Origin of the sequence: Chryseobacterium sp. Leaf405 (assembly GCF_001425355.1) — a bacterium.
Taxonomy (GTDB): domain Bacteria; phylum Bacteroidota; class Bacteroidia; order Flavobacteriales; family Weeksellaceae; genus Chryseobacterium.
In genome coordinates, this window is sequence record NZ_LMQN01000015.1 from 1,150,823 (window position 1) to 1,163,281 (window position 12,459).

Genomic DNA, 12,459 nt, shown 5'->3' on the forward strand with positions numbered 1-12,459 from the left:
TGTTTATTAAATATTTTGGAATAAAAATTGTAAAGGTTGAATTAATACACTTCTACATTATGAAAATAAAACACATTTTAGGAATAGGAGCAATGACTCTGTCTGTTGCTGCATGTACTACAAACCCTATTACGGGAAGATCTTCCCTCCAATTAGCTAATAATTCGGAGATTTTAACGATGTCTTCGCAAGAATATAAAACAACATTAGGAAAATCTAAAGTAATCTCTGGAACTGCAGACTCTAAAAGAGTAGTAAATGTAGGATCAAGAATAAAAGCAGCGGCTGAAAAATATTATCAAAACATTGGTCGTTCGGCAGACCTTGCCAACTATAATTGGGAATTTAATCTTATTCAAAGTAATGAATTAAATGCTTGGTGTATGCCTGGAGGGAAAGTTGCCGTTTACACAGGAATTTTACCGGTTACAAAAAATGAAAACGGACTGGCAGTAGTTTTGGGACACGAAGTTTCTCACGCATTGGCAGGACATGGTAATGAAAGAATTTCTCAGGCAATGGTTGCTCAATATGGCGGTCAGATCCTGGGAGGAACTATTTCTAACGGTCAGTGGGCTAGCGTTTTTGAAAAAGTGTATCCTGTGGGTTCTCAGGTTGCTTTGTTGAAATATGGAAGAAATCAGGAATCTGAAGCAGATCAGATGGGATTGTATTTAATGTCGATGGCAGGATACGATCCTAGAGAGGCAATTCCTTTTTGGAATAGAATGGAATCAGCGTCCACTGGTGCAAGACAACCTGAATTCTTATCTACTCACCCGAATCCTGAAACAAGAATTTCAGATATAAATAAAAACTTACCTAAAGCGCTTGAGTATTACAAAGCTGCTGGAGGAAAAATATAATTTATAAAGAATTTTAATCTTGAGTAAAAGCCTTATTGAATTTTTATTAAATTTGGTAAGGCTTTATAATTTAAATACCTAAACACAACACTATGAAGAATTTAACAATTATCGGACTCGTACTTTTAGCATTATCGGTACTTTTATTCTATTTAACATCACCCAATTTTAAAGTAAATGATATGGGAATGCCACATGTCATGGGAATTTTGGGCGGAATTGGCATCGGCTTGATTATTGGCGGAATGATAGGTTATGTGAGTAAAGGAAGTGCTATTAAAGCGGATCAAAAAAAGAAAGAATTCAAGCAATTACAAAAAGATAAAGAAGATCTGGAAAGACAGGCTGCAGAAATTGCACAACGTGAAGCAGAGCTGAGAAATCAAAATCAAAATCCTCAAGTTTAGAACCTGAGGATTTTTTATAATTTTTTATTATTTCTCTGAATTAATTTAGAATTTGTATCCTACACCAACCATAAATAAGTTGGGTCTGTTGTCATATCTGATTTCCTCACCCGAAACTTTGTTGATAAAGTTTCTTGAATCTTTACTAAATGCTCCTTCATATCTTGCATTTAATAATAGTTTTTTGATTTCAAGCTGAGCCCCAAATTGATAACCAACAGTAAAATTATCTCTCGCATTTTCTTTAAAATCGTTGAAAGAATCTTCTTTGCTTAGATTATAACTTGCAACCGGGCCTACAAAAACTCCTAACATATCTCCCAATACTTTGTGACCAACCAGAACCGGCAAATCGATACGGTTATTCTTGATATCAAACGTTGTGTTAGAAGTTGGATCGGTAAAATCACTCTTGAAGGAGGTATAATACAATTCGGGCATTACAAAAAATGCTGCAGGAAGATTCGCTTTTAATGAAAGACCTACGTTGAAGCCTACATTATTTTTACCTTCTCCTTCTACTGCCTGGTTAATGGTTCCTTTAATATTCTGCCAAGATGGTGATCCTGTCGGAAAGATTAAGTTGGCTTTTCCTGCCAAAGAAATCTGTGCAGAGGCAAACATTGAAAAACCTATTAATGCTATACTACATACCTTTTTCATTATCGTCAATTTTTGTGATTGTATTCTCAATAGTTTTATTATTCTCAAGCAAATATTCTCGTAATTCTTTGAATAGTTCTGATGAATAAACGAAATCGATCAGATTTTTATTGCCTGCTGTGATAAGAACATCTTTATTTCCTTCCCATTCTTTAATACCCAGTCTCAGATATACGATTTTTTCTCCAATAGTCATTACGGAGTTCATATCATGGGTATTGATGATGGTGGTAGTATTATATTCTTTGGTGATTTCCATCAGAAGATCGTCGATAACATTAGATGTATATGGATCTAATCCTGAATTGGGCTCGTCACAGAATAAATATTTAGGATGGTTTACAATGGCTCTGGCGATAGCAACACGTTTCTGCATCCCTCCGGAAATCTCAGACGGAAATTTTCTGTTGGCTTTATCTAAATGTACTCGTCCGATTACTTCAAAAACTCTTCTTTTTTTCTCTCTGAAGGTTAAATTCGTGAACATATCTAAAGGGAACATGATATTCTCTTCTACCGTTAAAGAGTCAAACAATGCACTTCCCTGAAACAGCGTTCCAATTTCTGAACGTAAATGCTGTTTTTCTTCTCTGTTCATTACATTAATGTCTCTGCCATCAAAAAGAATCTCTCCAGATGAAGGTTGATAGACGTTTAATAAACTTTTAAGAAAAACGGTCTTTCCGGAACCACTTTGCCCAATAATAAGATTTACTTTTCCTTTTTCAAAAGTTGTTGAGATCCCTTTTAGTACTTCAACTTCTTCAAAACTTTTCTTTAAATTTTTTACCTCAATCATTAGCTTAATATTAATTGGGTTAACAGCAATTCTGAAAGGATAATGAAAACCATCGTCCAAACTACTGCCTGTGTACTTGCTCTACCTACTTCCAAAGAACCTCCTTTTACATTATAACCGAAATATGAAGGTACGGTTGCGATGACAAATGCGAAAACAATAGTTTTAGTAAATGCATAATAGATGAAAAGATTAGGCATATACATTTGTATACCAGTGATATAATCGTTTGTTGTCCAGTTGCCTGTTAAAATTCCTGCAATATATCCTCCGCCAATACCAAAAACAATACTTATGGCAATTAATAAAGGATTAAAAATCATACAGGCGAGTATCTTTGGTAATATCAGGAAGTTAGGTGAGTTTACTCCCATAATGTCCAATGCATCAATCTGCTCAGAAACTCTCATTGTTCCGATACTTGATGCAATATATGAACCTACTTTTCCGGCTAAGATCAAACTGATAATGGTAGGTGCAAATTCCAATACCAGAACTGCTTTTGTTGCATATCCTACAAATGAAGTAGGTATAGGGAAATCTGAAGCGTCAAAGTTATTAAACATCTGAATAGCAACAACAGCCCCGACAAATATAGATGTAAAGATTACCAACCCAAAAGAGTTGACTCCCAAATCGTTGATTTCTCTCATGAACAGCTTCCAGAATACTCTCATTTTCTGAGGTTTCTGCATAGATTTACCCATGAGGATAATGTATTCTCCTACTGCTGTAAAAAACTTTTTTACCATTCTGCTAAATTAGACTTTTTTTATTGAATTAGATTAAAGTTAAAAGCAAGACTCAGACCAGATATATATTAAAAATTAATAAAATTTTTAAACTTTACTTGGCATTTTTATCTCCGCCAATAACCAGTAAAATGGTCTTCAAAATGATGACCAAATCCAGAACAAAACTCCAGTTTCTTACGTAAAAAGTGTCTGCCAATACTCGCTTGTTCATTTCCACTTCTACATCTCCTGCATCACCACGCAGTCCATTTACCTGTGCAAGTCCTGTAATTCCCGGATTTACCATGCTTCTCAAGCTGTAACGTCCGATTTTTGGTTTATAATAATTATCGACAGCCAACATGTGCGGTCTTGGTCCGACGATTGACATTTGTCCTTTTATTACATTCAAAAACTGTGGCATTTCGTCAAGACTTGTTTTCCTTAAAAACTTTCCTATTTTGGTAATTCTTGAATCATTTTCCTCTGTTGTTTTGGTGGAAGATTCATCATTTACGATCATCGTCCGGAATTTAATGCAGTCAAAAACCTCTTCATGAAAACCATATCTTTTTTGTATGAAAAAAACAGGCCCTTTTGATGAAGATTTAATTAAAATAGCGATAATTGGAAATAACCACGAACAAATTCCAACCAAAACGATAGCTGAAAAAATGACATCAAAGGTTCTCTTTAATAAAAAGTTAGAATAATAATCCAAAGGATATCTTGCCTGATTAAGAACGGGCTGCGTTTGAATATATCCCATATCATACAAGAAAAAATCGGTTTGTGTGATGCTGGGAATCAATGAAATATGAACTTTATTGGCTTCTGCTAGATTGAAAAGTTCTTTTTCCGTACTTTCATTATAAGAATTTTCCGTGGGTATAAATAAGGTATGAATCCCATTGGCTTTCCAAAATTCTATTAATTCGTTTGCTTGTATTTCAGGCTTGTCATATTCAAAGATTTTATAACCGTAATCTTTTCTTTCCTTTAAAATATTCTTTAAAACTTCTGTTGAACTGTTTTCATTTAAAAACATGATATTTCGGTGGTTAATCCCTAAACTTCGGAAATATTTAATTCCAAAATAAATTAAAGATTTAGCGAAGAAAATAAAGAAAAACAGATAAAACGAAAGCCAGTAGATATCAGAATTGAAAAATACATTATAACTGACTTTCCCGATCAGTAAAACACCGATAATAAACAATAGAAAATGTACTAAAAGTCTTTCTAAAAATAAAGTATAGGTAAGGTTTCTTGGAATATTATAAATTCTTGTTCTGCCGCTCAGAAGCATCCAGAACAAAAATAATAATACCAATGAAAAAATATTCTGATACCAGGTTTCCTGATTGTATTTCAGTTCTGCGTTTCTGCTTAGAAAAAAGAATATAAAAACCGATGCAATAACCAAAAGGTCAAGCAAAATAATAATCGATTTTAGGTATCTAGAGTATCGAATTCTCTGCATCTATCGGTTTTAACGGATACGAAAGGCTAAGTTACATATTTTTACGGGATATTCAGATACTTGTGAGTCTGAACTGATGCCCGCCATTCAGGATGCTTTAAAATGAAGTCTGTGATTTTCGGATACATTTCATCACGCTTGCTCCATTCGCTCTGAAGATATAATGTGCAGTTTTCTGAAACTTTTGCTGCCTGCTCCTGTGCAAATTTAAGGTCATTATTATTGAAAACAATTACTTTAAGTTCACTTGCCTTCTCATAAATTTCTTCTTTTGGAAGCCCTGTTTTCTTTGGGGAAAGCGTTATCCAGTCGATTTGCCCGCTCATCGGATAAGCACCGGAAGTTTCAATATGAATGGTACAGCCTAACTGTTTTAATTTTGAGGTTAAAATATCAAGATTCCACATCAAAGGTTCTCCACCTGTTAACACAATTATTTTACAGTGGCTTGCCGCCGTTTCTGCAATCTCCTCAGCATTCATTAAAGGATGAAGATTAGGATCCCAGCTTTCCTTCACATCACACCAATGACACCCCACGTCGCAGCCACCCAATCTGATGAAATAGGCTGCTTTTCCTGTGTGTGCTCCTTCTCCCTGAATAGTGTAAAAATGCTCCATCACCGGGAGCATTTTACCTTCTTTTAATAATATATCTTCTACTAAATTCATTTTAAATTAGTCATTATAGACTGAAGTTTTGTAGGCAATGATGGTATTTTTCATCAACATTGCTCTTGTCATAGGTCCAACTCCCCCCGGAACCGGCGTTATCCAGCTTGCTTTTGCGGCACAGCTGTCGAAATCTACATCACCTGCCAGATAATATCCTTTTGGAGAATCGTCATCTACTCTTGTAATTCCTACGTCTACAATCACCGCCCCGTCTTTAATCATTTCACCTTTCAAGAAGTGAGGATCTCCCAACGCTGTAATGACGATGTCTGCTTTTTTAGTATACTCTTCGATGTCTTTTGTGTAAGAGTGCGTCAGCGTAACAGTTGAATTTCCCGGGAAATCTTTTCTTCCCATCAAAATACTCATTGGTCTTCCAACAATTTTACTTCTTCCGATGATTACACAGTCTTTACCTTTTGTTTCAATATTGTATCTTTCCAATAATGTTAAGATTCCGAATGGAGTTGCAGGTAAGAAAGTATCCATTTCCAGAGCCATTTTCCCAAAATTTGTAGGATGGAAACCGTCAACATCTTTTCTCGGATCAATTGCATTGATTATTTTTTCCTGATCAACTTGGTCCGGCAAAGGCAACTGAACGATAAAACCATCTACAGATTTATCTTTGTTAAGTTCCTCGATTTTTTCCAACAATTCAGATTCAGAAACTGTGCTTGGAAATTTAACTAAGCTCGACTGGAAACCTACTTCTTCACAATCTTTTACTTTTGCATTTACATACGCCTTGCTCGCTCCGTTGTTTCCAACAAGAATGGCTACCAAATGTGGTGCTCTTCTTTTGCCTGCAAGGATTTTATCAACTTCAACCTTGATTTCCTGTTTTATTTCTTTAGATACTTTTAATCCGTCAAGAATTTCTGCCATTTTACTTTTATTGATTTATTTTTACTTTTTCTCTAAAATCAGCATATCCTGAAAGTTTACATCAGGATGTTTTCTGGAAAATTTGCTCCAGAAACCTTTTATTTCATTTACTTTTTTCAATCCGCTTTTTTCGATCATTTCTAAAAGCTTACTTTCTTCGATAGCAATATTTGCTTCCACAAGATTTTCATCCAAAAGCCTGTATCGATCTTTTTTCACAGGAAATTTAAAGCCCGGAAAATTTTCCAATTGGTCATTTTCGTGATACGTGAAAAAAGTAGCCAGACATTTTCCTCCCGTTTTTAAAACTCTGTGGATTTCATTCAAATAATTCTGAATATCCTCAATTTTCATGTGGGTAAACACCGAAAAAAGAAAAGTTTTATCAAAGCTATTATCTTCATAAGGAAATTTAAAATCTTCCGATTTTCCGCTGTGCGAGTTGTATAGCGAATTGTGTAGCGGAACATATTTAAAATTAAAATTAGGATATTCTTGGTGAATATTTTTGTTACACCAGTCAACTCCTTTTTTTACTACATCAAAACCATCATATTTACCTTTTGTGCCTAAATATTTGGTTAAAGGAACTGCCGTTCTTCCGATTCCGCTTCCGATATCCAAAACGGAGTCAGTTTCCTGAATATCAATATATTTCTTTAATAAATGTAACTGATGCTCACCTTGTTTTATGAAATCTCCGGAACCAATAAAAATATCTCCCCTGGCAGGAGTATATTGATCTCTTTTCCCTGTAAGTCTTTCATAAGTATCTATTGGAAAATAATAAATCTTCCGTGCATAGAACCTAAGTTCGGGCGACAGTTTATAATAAAGATTTCTTTTGATCATTGTATGTTACTTAAAATCCTTATAATAATTAATCAGTCCGTTTGTAGAACTGTCATGAGAACTGATTTTTTCACTATTTTCAAGCTCCGGAAGAATTTTAGTAGCTAAAACTTTTCCCAGTTCCACACCGAATTGATCAAAACTGAAAATATTCCAAATCACACCCTGAACAAAAATTTTATGTTCATACAAAGCGATTAATTGTCCTAATGTAAATGGAGTTAATTCTTTGAATAATATAGAGTTAGTAGGAGTGTTCCCTTGGAAAACTTTATAATTTAGTAAAAAATCAATTTCTTCATCAGATTTTCCTGAAGCTTTTAATTCTGCTTCAACTTCTTCTTCTGTTTTTCCGAAAGCTAATGCTTCAGTCTGAGCGAAAAAGTTTGCCAATAAAATGTCCTGATGGTTGGAAACTTTGTTGGGACTTTCTACATACGCAATAAAATCGGCAGGAATCAATTCTGTTCCCTGGTGAATCAATTGATAGAATGCGTGTTGTCCGTTTGTTCCGGGCTCTCCCCAGATAATTGGTCCTGTTTCGTATTCTACGAATTCACCGTTTCTGTCAACATATTTTCCGTTACTTTCCATATCTCCCTGTTGGAAATATGCCGGAAATCTGTCTAAATATTGAGAATAAGGAAGAATGGCAACCGTGGTGGCTGCATAAAAATTACGATACCAAATTCCAATTAATCCCATTAAAACAGGAATATTTTCACCAAAATCTGCTGTCTGGAAATGTTGATCTGTATCGTAAGCTCCTCTTAATAACTGTTCGAAATTTTCATAACCTACCGCAAGAACGATGCTTAAGCCAATCGCACTCCACAATGAGTATCTTCCACCAACCCAATCCCAGAATTCGAAGATATTTTCTTCTGCAATCCCGAAGTCTTTAACTGCTTGTACGTTAGTGGATAAAGCAACGAAATGTTTTGCTACATCTTCCTGTTTTCCAGCTTTTAAGAACCAATCTTTTGCAGAATTAGCATTGGTCATTGTTTCCTGAGTGGTAAATGTTTTGGAAGCAATAATAAATAAAGTTGTTTCAGGATTTAAATTCTTAACAACTTCTGCCATATGATTTCCGTCTACATTGGAAACAAAATGAACGTTTAACCTTGTTTTAAAATGCTTCAACGCTGAAACTACCATCACGGGTCCCAAATCTGAACCACCGATTCCGATGTTTACAATATCCGTAATTTCTTTTCCGCTAAAACCTTTATGATCTCCTGAAATAATGCTTTCAGAAAAAGATTTCATATGATCTAGAACTCTTTTGATCTGGGGTTTAATATTTTCACCGTCTACCAAAATTTCTTTATCAGAAAAATCTCTCAAAGCGGTATGTAAAACTGCTCTTCCTTCTGTCTCATTGATTTTATCGCCTGAAAACATTTTAGAAATTGCATCTTTCAGATTACATTCTTCCGCAAGATTTAATAAAATATTTTTTGTTTTAGAATCGATTAAGTTTTTAGAATAATCAAACAGGAAATTGGGTCTTTTGATTGAAAATTCATTAAAACGGTTCGGATTATATTCAAAAAGGCTTCTTAAATCGAAGTCATTATTTGCGAATTGCTCGTCAAGCGCTTTCCAGCTATTGGTTTGAGTAGGATTTATTTTTGATAGCATATTTTAGAAATTATGGTTTATAAAGCTTCGGATTTAGGATTGTTGAATACCAAATCCTCAAGCAAAATTATTGATTTGCAAATTTACGGAATTTTAATCCAATGATGTTAATTGATGATTAAAAATCAATCGGTGAGTTCGAGCTGAAGAGAAAGTCTTCGGTTATTATCTCTGTCGGAATTATTTTTATCGAGAAAATCTTTATAACTAAGCCAGCTTTCTTGTCTGGATGTTCCTGCTTTTTAGAACAATTTTTCCCAGAATTCAGATTTCGTTGTTGTTTTTCTAACGTTAACTACAAGGATTTATTGAATGGAACATTACTAATAATTTAAAACCTCCAGATGGATTCCGGAGGTTTCTTGTAAAACGTTAAAATTTATATGGATAACCCGAAGGTTAGAATAGTTTTATATTTCAGAAGTGTTTGAATTTGTTTTTTTAACTGATTTTCTCTTTTTATAGAAAAATAAAATAGCGGCTCCGATTAATAATATTGGCCAAATCACAATTAATCCTACAACAATTCTCTGAATTAAATAATATCCTTCTACAAAAGCTGATTTTGCACTGTATATGAAATCGAATTTATATTTATCGTCAATACTTTTTGTATTGGTAACGGCGATTTCAGCGATACGAACTTTCGGTTCTTTAATGTAAATATCGACGGTGCTGTATTTCAGATTATCAGTTACGTCCATATTTGCCAGTTTTTGTTGGTTGTTTTCCAACATATTTTCGTCGTCAAGTTTTACTTTGTCTTTGTTAGTTTTTAACTCAGAAATATTTTCACTCGTTTTTTTGATTCTCTTACCTTCTAATTCAGCGTATTTTATACTTGAAGTCACATCTTCCGCATTGATGGATCTTGAGTTCAGGAAAAGTTTTTTGTTATTGATGGATGTTAATAATTCTCCCAGTTTTTCGGTTGGAACTCTCACCTGCATCGTGTTTTCCGATTGATATTTTTTCACCAACATTGCTTCTTCATTTGAGGTGTCGTAAGTGTCTTCCGAAAGGACATTACTTTTTAAGTTACTGTGAGTTACAAATCCGCCCAATTCCTGAACCGATTTTTCGATTGAAATGGTTGCGTCATAAACATCTTTCACTTCCATATTCACATCTGCGGTTTTAATGAATTGCTTGTCTTTCAATTTCATTGTTGCCACAGAGGAAATACTGTCTGAAGTTATTACTGTTGCTGAATCTGCAGTTGCATAAGATTCGAAATCTGCTGTAGCTTCTCCTTTTTTACATGAATAAATTCCTAATAAAAGAACAGTTGCGATTGATAGTCTGATGTAAGTTGGTTTCATGATATTTATTTTTTAATGTTTTGCTTATTCCAAAGTTCAGAATGAATCCTTTGTAATATTTGAAAATCGCAGGTAAAAAATTTGTAAAAAGAAATTCTGTTTTAGATGATTAATATTCAGTTATTTGTAAAATAAGGTCGAATAAATCCGTTTGTTTTCGGAGTAATTTTTGCTTATCTTTTACAAGTCAAACACACAAACAATTACTATGTCAAATACTTTTTCCAAAATCAGAAACGCAATAGAATTATTCAAATCAATTGATTTTGATCAGTTAAGTACTATTTCTCAAAAAGTAAATCTTCCGAAATTGATGGAAAACTTTTCTAAACTCGATGATAAACAGTTGAGTGGAATGATGAAAATGCTCGATCCTAATAAAAAGAAGAAAGAACTTCCGCCAATTGACGGGGATTTTTACGATATTTATCACACACTTTCGCCAGAACAAAGAGAAATTCAACTAAAAGTAAGAGCTTTCATGGAAAAAGAAGTAAAACCTCTGGTGAATCATTATTGGTTAAGAGACGAATTTCCACATGAATTAATTCCAAAATTTCAAAAGCTTAATATTTGCGGTGTAACCTATGAAGGGTACGGCTGTCCAGGAATGCCTTTTTTAATGGAAGGTGTTATTGCTATGGAAATGGCAAGAATTGATGCTTCTATAGCGACTTTTTTTGGAGTTCAGTCGGGATTGGCAATGGGTTCAATTTATATTTGCGGTTCCGAAGAACAAAAGCAGAAGTGGCTTCCTCAGATGCAGAAGTTTGAAAAAATTGGTGCATTTGGTTTAACGGAACCGGAGGTTGGTTCCGGAGCTGCGGGAGGTTTAACAGTAACCTGCAAAAAAACTCCTGAAGGCTGGATTTTAAATGGTCAGAAAAAATGGATCGGAAATGCAACGTTTGCCGATTTAATTATTATTTGGGCAAGAGATTTAGATGACGGAGAAGTAAAAGGTTTTATTGTTGAAAAAGATAATCCTGGTTATTCTGTTGAAAAAATTAAAGGAAAAATGGCGTTGAGAATCGTTCAGAATGGGTTGATTACGTTAAAAGACTGTTTAGTTACTGAAGAAAACAGGTTGCAAAACGCAAATTCATTTAAAGATACAGCAAAAGTATTGAGAATGACTAGAGCGGGCGTTGCTTGGATGGCAACAGGTTGTGCAAGAGGTGCTTATGAAAGTGCCTTGGCTTACACAAGAACTCGTGAACAGTTCGGGAAACCGATCGCTTCTTTTCAAATGATTCAGGGACATTTGGTAGAAATGTTGTCTAATCTTACCGCAATGCAGACGATGGTTTTCAGGCTTTCTGAAATGCAGGATGAAGGAATTCTTAAAGATGAACATGCCTCTTTGGCGAAAGTTTTCTGCACGTTGAGAACAAGAGATATTGTTTCAAGAGCCAGAGAAGTGTTAGGAGGAAACGGAATTTTATTGGAATATGATGTAGCAAGATTTGTTGCCGATGCAGAAGCAATTTATTCTTATGAAGGAACGAAAGAAATCAATTCCTTAATTGTCGGAAGATCGATTACAGGCTTCAGTGCCTTTGTATAATATTGAAAGTGAATGGTCAATTGTCAATTCGCTTTGCCTGTCGATTTTAAAATTCACTTGCGAAGCAAAATTCACAATTGACCATTCATTATTTAACTCACTAAGGCTTTATATTTTTCTTTATTATCAATAATCATCCACAGATTGATGAGAAAAAGAACTCCGGCAATTGACATTCCCATTGGAGACTTATCCATAGTGAAAATGTGAACGACAATTCCAACCATTACAGGTAGAATAGCGATGGCGCCTAAAGCTCTTGTCTTCGGAAAAATAAATAATAATCCACCAATAATTTCTACAATTCCGACTAATGGCATCAACCAATGAATTTCTCCAAACGCAGCGAAAAGTTTCAACTGTTCCGGTGTTGGTTTTTCCATGGGCATATAATTAAAGAACTTGTTTAATCCGGCATTAATAAACATCAATCCGAAGAGTAAGGAGAAGATAAATTTTACGATTTTCATGATAATTGATTTTAATCAAATTTAAATAAAATTATAATCTGTTGATTAAAAAGGAAATAAATTTTAAATGTTTTGAAAATTATTCAT

The 12,459-nt window shown here is 34.3% G+C and carries 13 protein-coding genes; 3 read left to right on the plus strand and 10 right to left on the minus strand.

The window, feature by feature from the left end:
- Window positions 1-59: 59 nt before the first annotated feature.
- On the plus strand, window positions 60-866 hold the full coding sequence (locus ASG22_RS15205) for a M48 family metallopeptidase (protein WP_055986400.1): 807 nt from the start codon (window positions 60-62) through the stop codon (window positions 864-866).
- Between the two features lie 92 nt (window positions 867-958).
- Complete coding sequence (locus ASG22_RS15210) at window positions 959-1,273, plus strand: hypothetical protein (RefSeq protein WP_055986402.1); 315 nt, start codon at window positions 959-961, stop codon at window positions 1,271-1,273.
- Window positions 1,274-1,318: 45 nt separating this feature from the next.
- On the opposite strand, the gene ASG22_RS15215 is transcribed toward ASG22_RS15210, so the two are convergent.
- The 9 genes from ASG22_RS15215 to ASG22_RS15255 all read right to left on the minus strand — a co-directional run bounded on the left by ASG22_RS15215 (window position 1,319) and on the right by ASG22_RS15255 (window position 10,335).
- Window positions 1,319-1,936 carry an outer membrane beta-barrel protein gene (locus tag ASG22_RS15215; RefSeq protein ID WP_055986403.1) on the minus strand — a complete coding sequence of 206 codons (618 nt, stop codon included), beginning with the start codon at window positions 1,934-1,936 and terminating at the stop codon, window positions 1,319-1,321.
- Window positions 1,920-2,735, minus strand: coding sequence for an ABC transporter ATP-binding protein (locus ASG22_RS15220; RefSeq protein ID WP_055986406.1), 816 nt, complete (start codon window positions 2,733-2,735; stop codon window positions 1,920-1,922). The genes ASG22_RS15215 and ASG22_RS15220 overlap by 17 nt, the downstream gene beginning before the upstream one ends.
- Window positions 2,735-3,487: an MlaE family ABC transporter permease gene (locus ASG22_RS15225; RefSeq protein ID WP_055986409.1), complete on the minus strand. Its 753-nt coding sequence runs from the start codon at window positions 3,485-3,487 to the stop codon at window positions 2,735-2,737. The genes ASG22_RS15220 and ASG22_RS15225 overlap by 1 nt, the downstream gene beginning before the upstream one ends.
- Window positions 3,488-3,581: 94 nt before the next feature.
- The gene (locus tag ASG22_RS15230) at window positions 3,582-4,952 is read right to left on the minus strand and encodes an exopolysaccharide biosynthesis polyprenyl glycosylphosphotransferase (protein ID WP_055986412.1); all 1,371 of its coding nucleotides are present in this window, start codon (window positions 4,950-4,952) and stop codon (window positions 3,582-3,584) included.
- A 41-nt stretch (window positions 4,953-4,993) separates the two neighbouring features.
- Window positions 4,994-5,623 carry a 7-carboxy-7-deazaguanine synthase QueE gene (locus tag ASG22_RS15235; RefSeq protein WP_055986416.1) on the minus strand — a complete coding sequence of 210 codons (630 nt, stop codon included), beginning with the start codon at window positions 5,621-5,623 and terminating at the stop codon, window positions 4,994-4,996.
- Window positions 5,624-5,629: 6 nt separating this feature from the next.
- Window positions 5,630-6,514 carry a bifunctional 5,10-methylenetetrahydrofolate dehydrogenase/5,10-methenyltetrahydrofolate cyclohydrolase gene (locus ASG22_RS15240; RefSeq protein ID WP_055986417.1) on the minus strand — a complete coding sequence of 295 codons (885 nt, stop codon included), beginning with the start codon at window positions 6,512-6,514 and terminating at the stop codon, window positions 5,630-5,632.
- 21 nt (window positions 6,515-6,535) lie between these two features.
- Window positions 6,536-7,366 carry a class I SAM-dependent methyltransferase gene (locus tag ASG22_RS15245; RefSeq protein WP_082505018.1) on the minus strand — a complete coding sequence of 277 codons (831 nt, stop codon included), beginning with the start codon at window positions 7,364-7,366 and terminating at the stop codon, window positions 6,536-6,538.
- Window positions 7,367-7,372: 6 nt separating this feature from the next.
- Complete coding sequence (pgi, locus tag ASG22_RS15250; RefSeq protein WP_055986420.1) at window positions 7,373-9,013, minus strand: glucose-6-phosphate isomerase; 1,641 nt, start codon at window positions 9,011-9,013, stop codon at window positions 7,373-7,375.
- A gap of 410 nt (window positions 9,014-9,423) precedes the next feature.
- Window positions 9,424-10,335 (minus strand): DUF4349 domain-containing protein, encoded by a 912-nt coding sequence (locus tag ASG22_RS15255; protein ID WP_055986423.1) that lies wholly within the window; start codon window positions 10,333-10,335, stop codon window positions 9,424-9,426.
- Between the two features lie 208 nt (window positions 10,336-10,543).
- On the opposite strand from ASG22_RS15255, the gene ASG22_RS15260 reads away from it, so the two are divergent.
- Window positions 10,544-11,902 carry an acyl-CoA dehydrogenase family protein gene (locus tag ASG22_RS15260; RefSeq protein ID WP_055986426.1) on the plus strand — a complete coding sequence of 453 codons (1,359 nt, stop codon included), beginning with the start codon at window positions 10,544-10,546 and terminating at the stop codon, window positions 11,900-11,902.
- Window positions 11,903-11,994: 92 nt separating this feature from the next.
- Here ASG22_RS15260 and ASG22_RS15265 read toward each other — a convergent pair whose 3' ends face one another.
- Window positions 11,995-12,372, minus strand: a complete 378-nt coding sequence (locus ASG22_RS15265; protein ID WP_055986429.1) for a DoxX family protein — start codon at window positions 12,370-12,372, stop codon at window positions 11,995-11,997.
- Window positions 12,373-12,459: the final 87 nt, after the last annotated feature.

What these genes read in the sequence shown, in the direction of transcription:
- ASG22_RS15205 (WP_055986400.1), top strand. Translation starts at nt 60, where the DNA reads ATGAAAATAAAACACATTTTAGGAATAGGAGCAATGACTCTGTCTGTT.
- ASG22_RS15210 (WP_055986402.1), top strand. Translation starts at nt 959, where the DNA reads ATGAAGAATTTAACAATTATCGGACTCGTACTTTTAGCATTATCGGTA.
- ASG22_RS15215 (WP_055986403.1), bottom strand. Translation starts at nt 1,936, where the DNA reads ATGAAAAAGGTATGTAGTATAGCATTAATAGGTTTTTCAATGTTTGCC.
- ASG22_RS15220 (WP_055986406.1), bottom strand. Translation starts at nt 2,735, where the DNA reads ATGATTGAGGTAAAAAATTTAAAGAAAAGTTTTGAAGAAGTTGAAGTA.
- ASG22_RS15225 (WP_055986409.1), bottom strand. Translation starts at nt 3,487, where the DNA reads ATGGTAAAAAAGTTTTTTACAGCAGTAGGAGAATACATTATCCTCATG.
- ASG22_RS15230 (WP_055986412.1), bottom strand. Translation starts at nt 4,952, where the DNA reads ATGCAGAGAATTCGATACTCTAGATACCTAAAATCGATTATTATTTTG.
- ASG22_RS15235 (WP_055986416.1), bottom strand. Translation starts at nt 5,623, where the DNA reads ATGAATTTAGTAGAAGATATATTATTAAAAGAAGGTAAAATGCTCCCG.
- ASG22_RS15240 (WP_055986417.1), bottom strand. Translation starts at nt 6,514, where the DNA reads ATGGCAGAAATTCTTGACGGATTAAAAGTATCTAAAGAAATAAAACAG.
- ASG22_RS15245 (WP_082505018.1), bottom strand. Translation starts at nt 7,366, where the DNA reads ATGATCAAAAGAAATCTTTATTATAAACTGTCGCCCGAACTTAGGTTC.
- pgi (WP_055986420.1), bottom strand. Translation starts at nt 9,013, where the DNA reads ATGCTATCAAAAATAAATCCTACTCAAACCAATAGCTGGAAAGCGCTT.
- ASG22_RS15255 (WP_055986423.1), bottom strand. Translation starts at nt 10,335, where the DNA reads ATGAAACCAACTTACATCAGACTATCAATCGCAACTGTTCTTTTATTA.
- ASG22_RS15260 (WP_055986426.1), top strand. Translation starts at nt 10,544, where the DNA reads ATGTCAAATACTTTTTCCAAAATCAGAAACGCAATAGAATTATTCAAA.
- ASG22_RS15265 (WP_055986429.1), bottom strand. Translation starts at nt 12,372, where the DNA reads ATGAAAATCGTAAAATTTATCTTCTCCTTACTCTTCGGATTGATGTTT.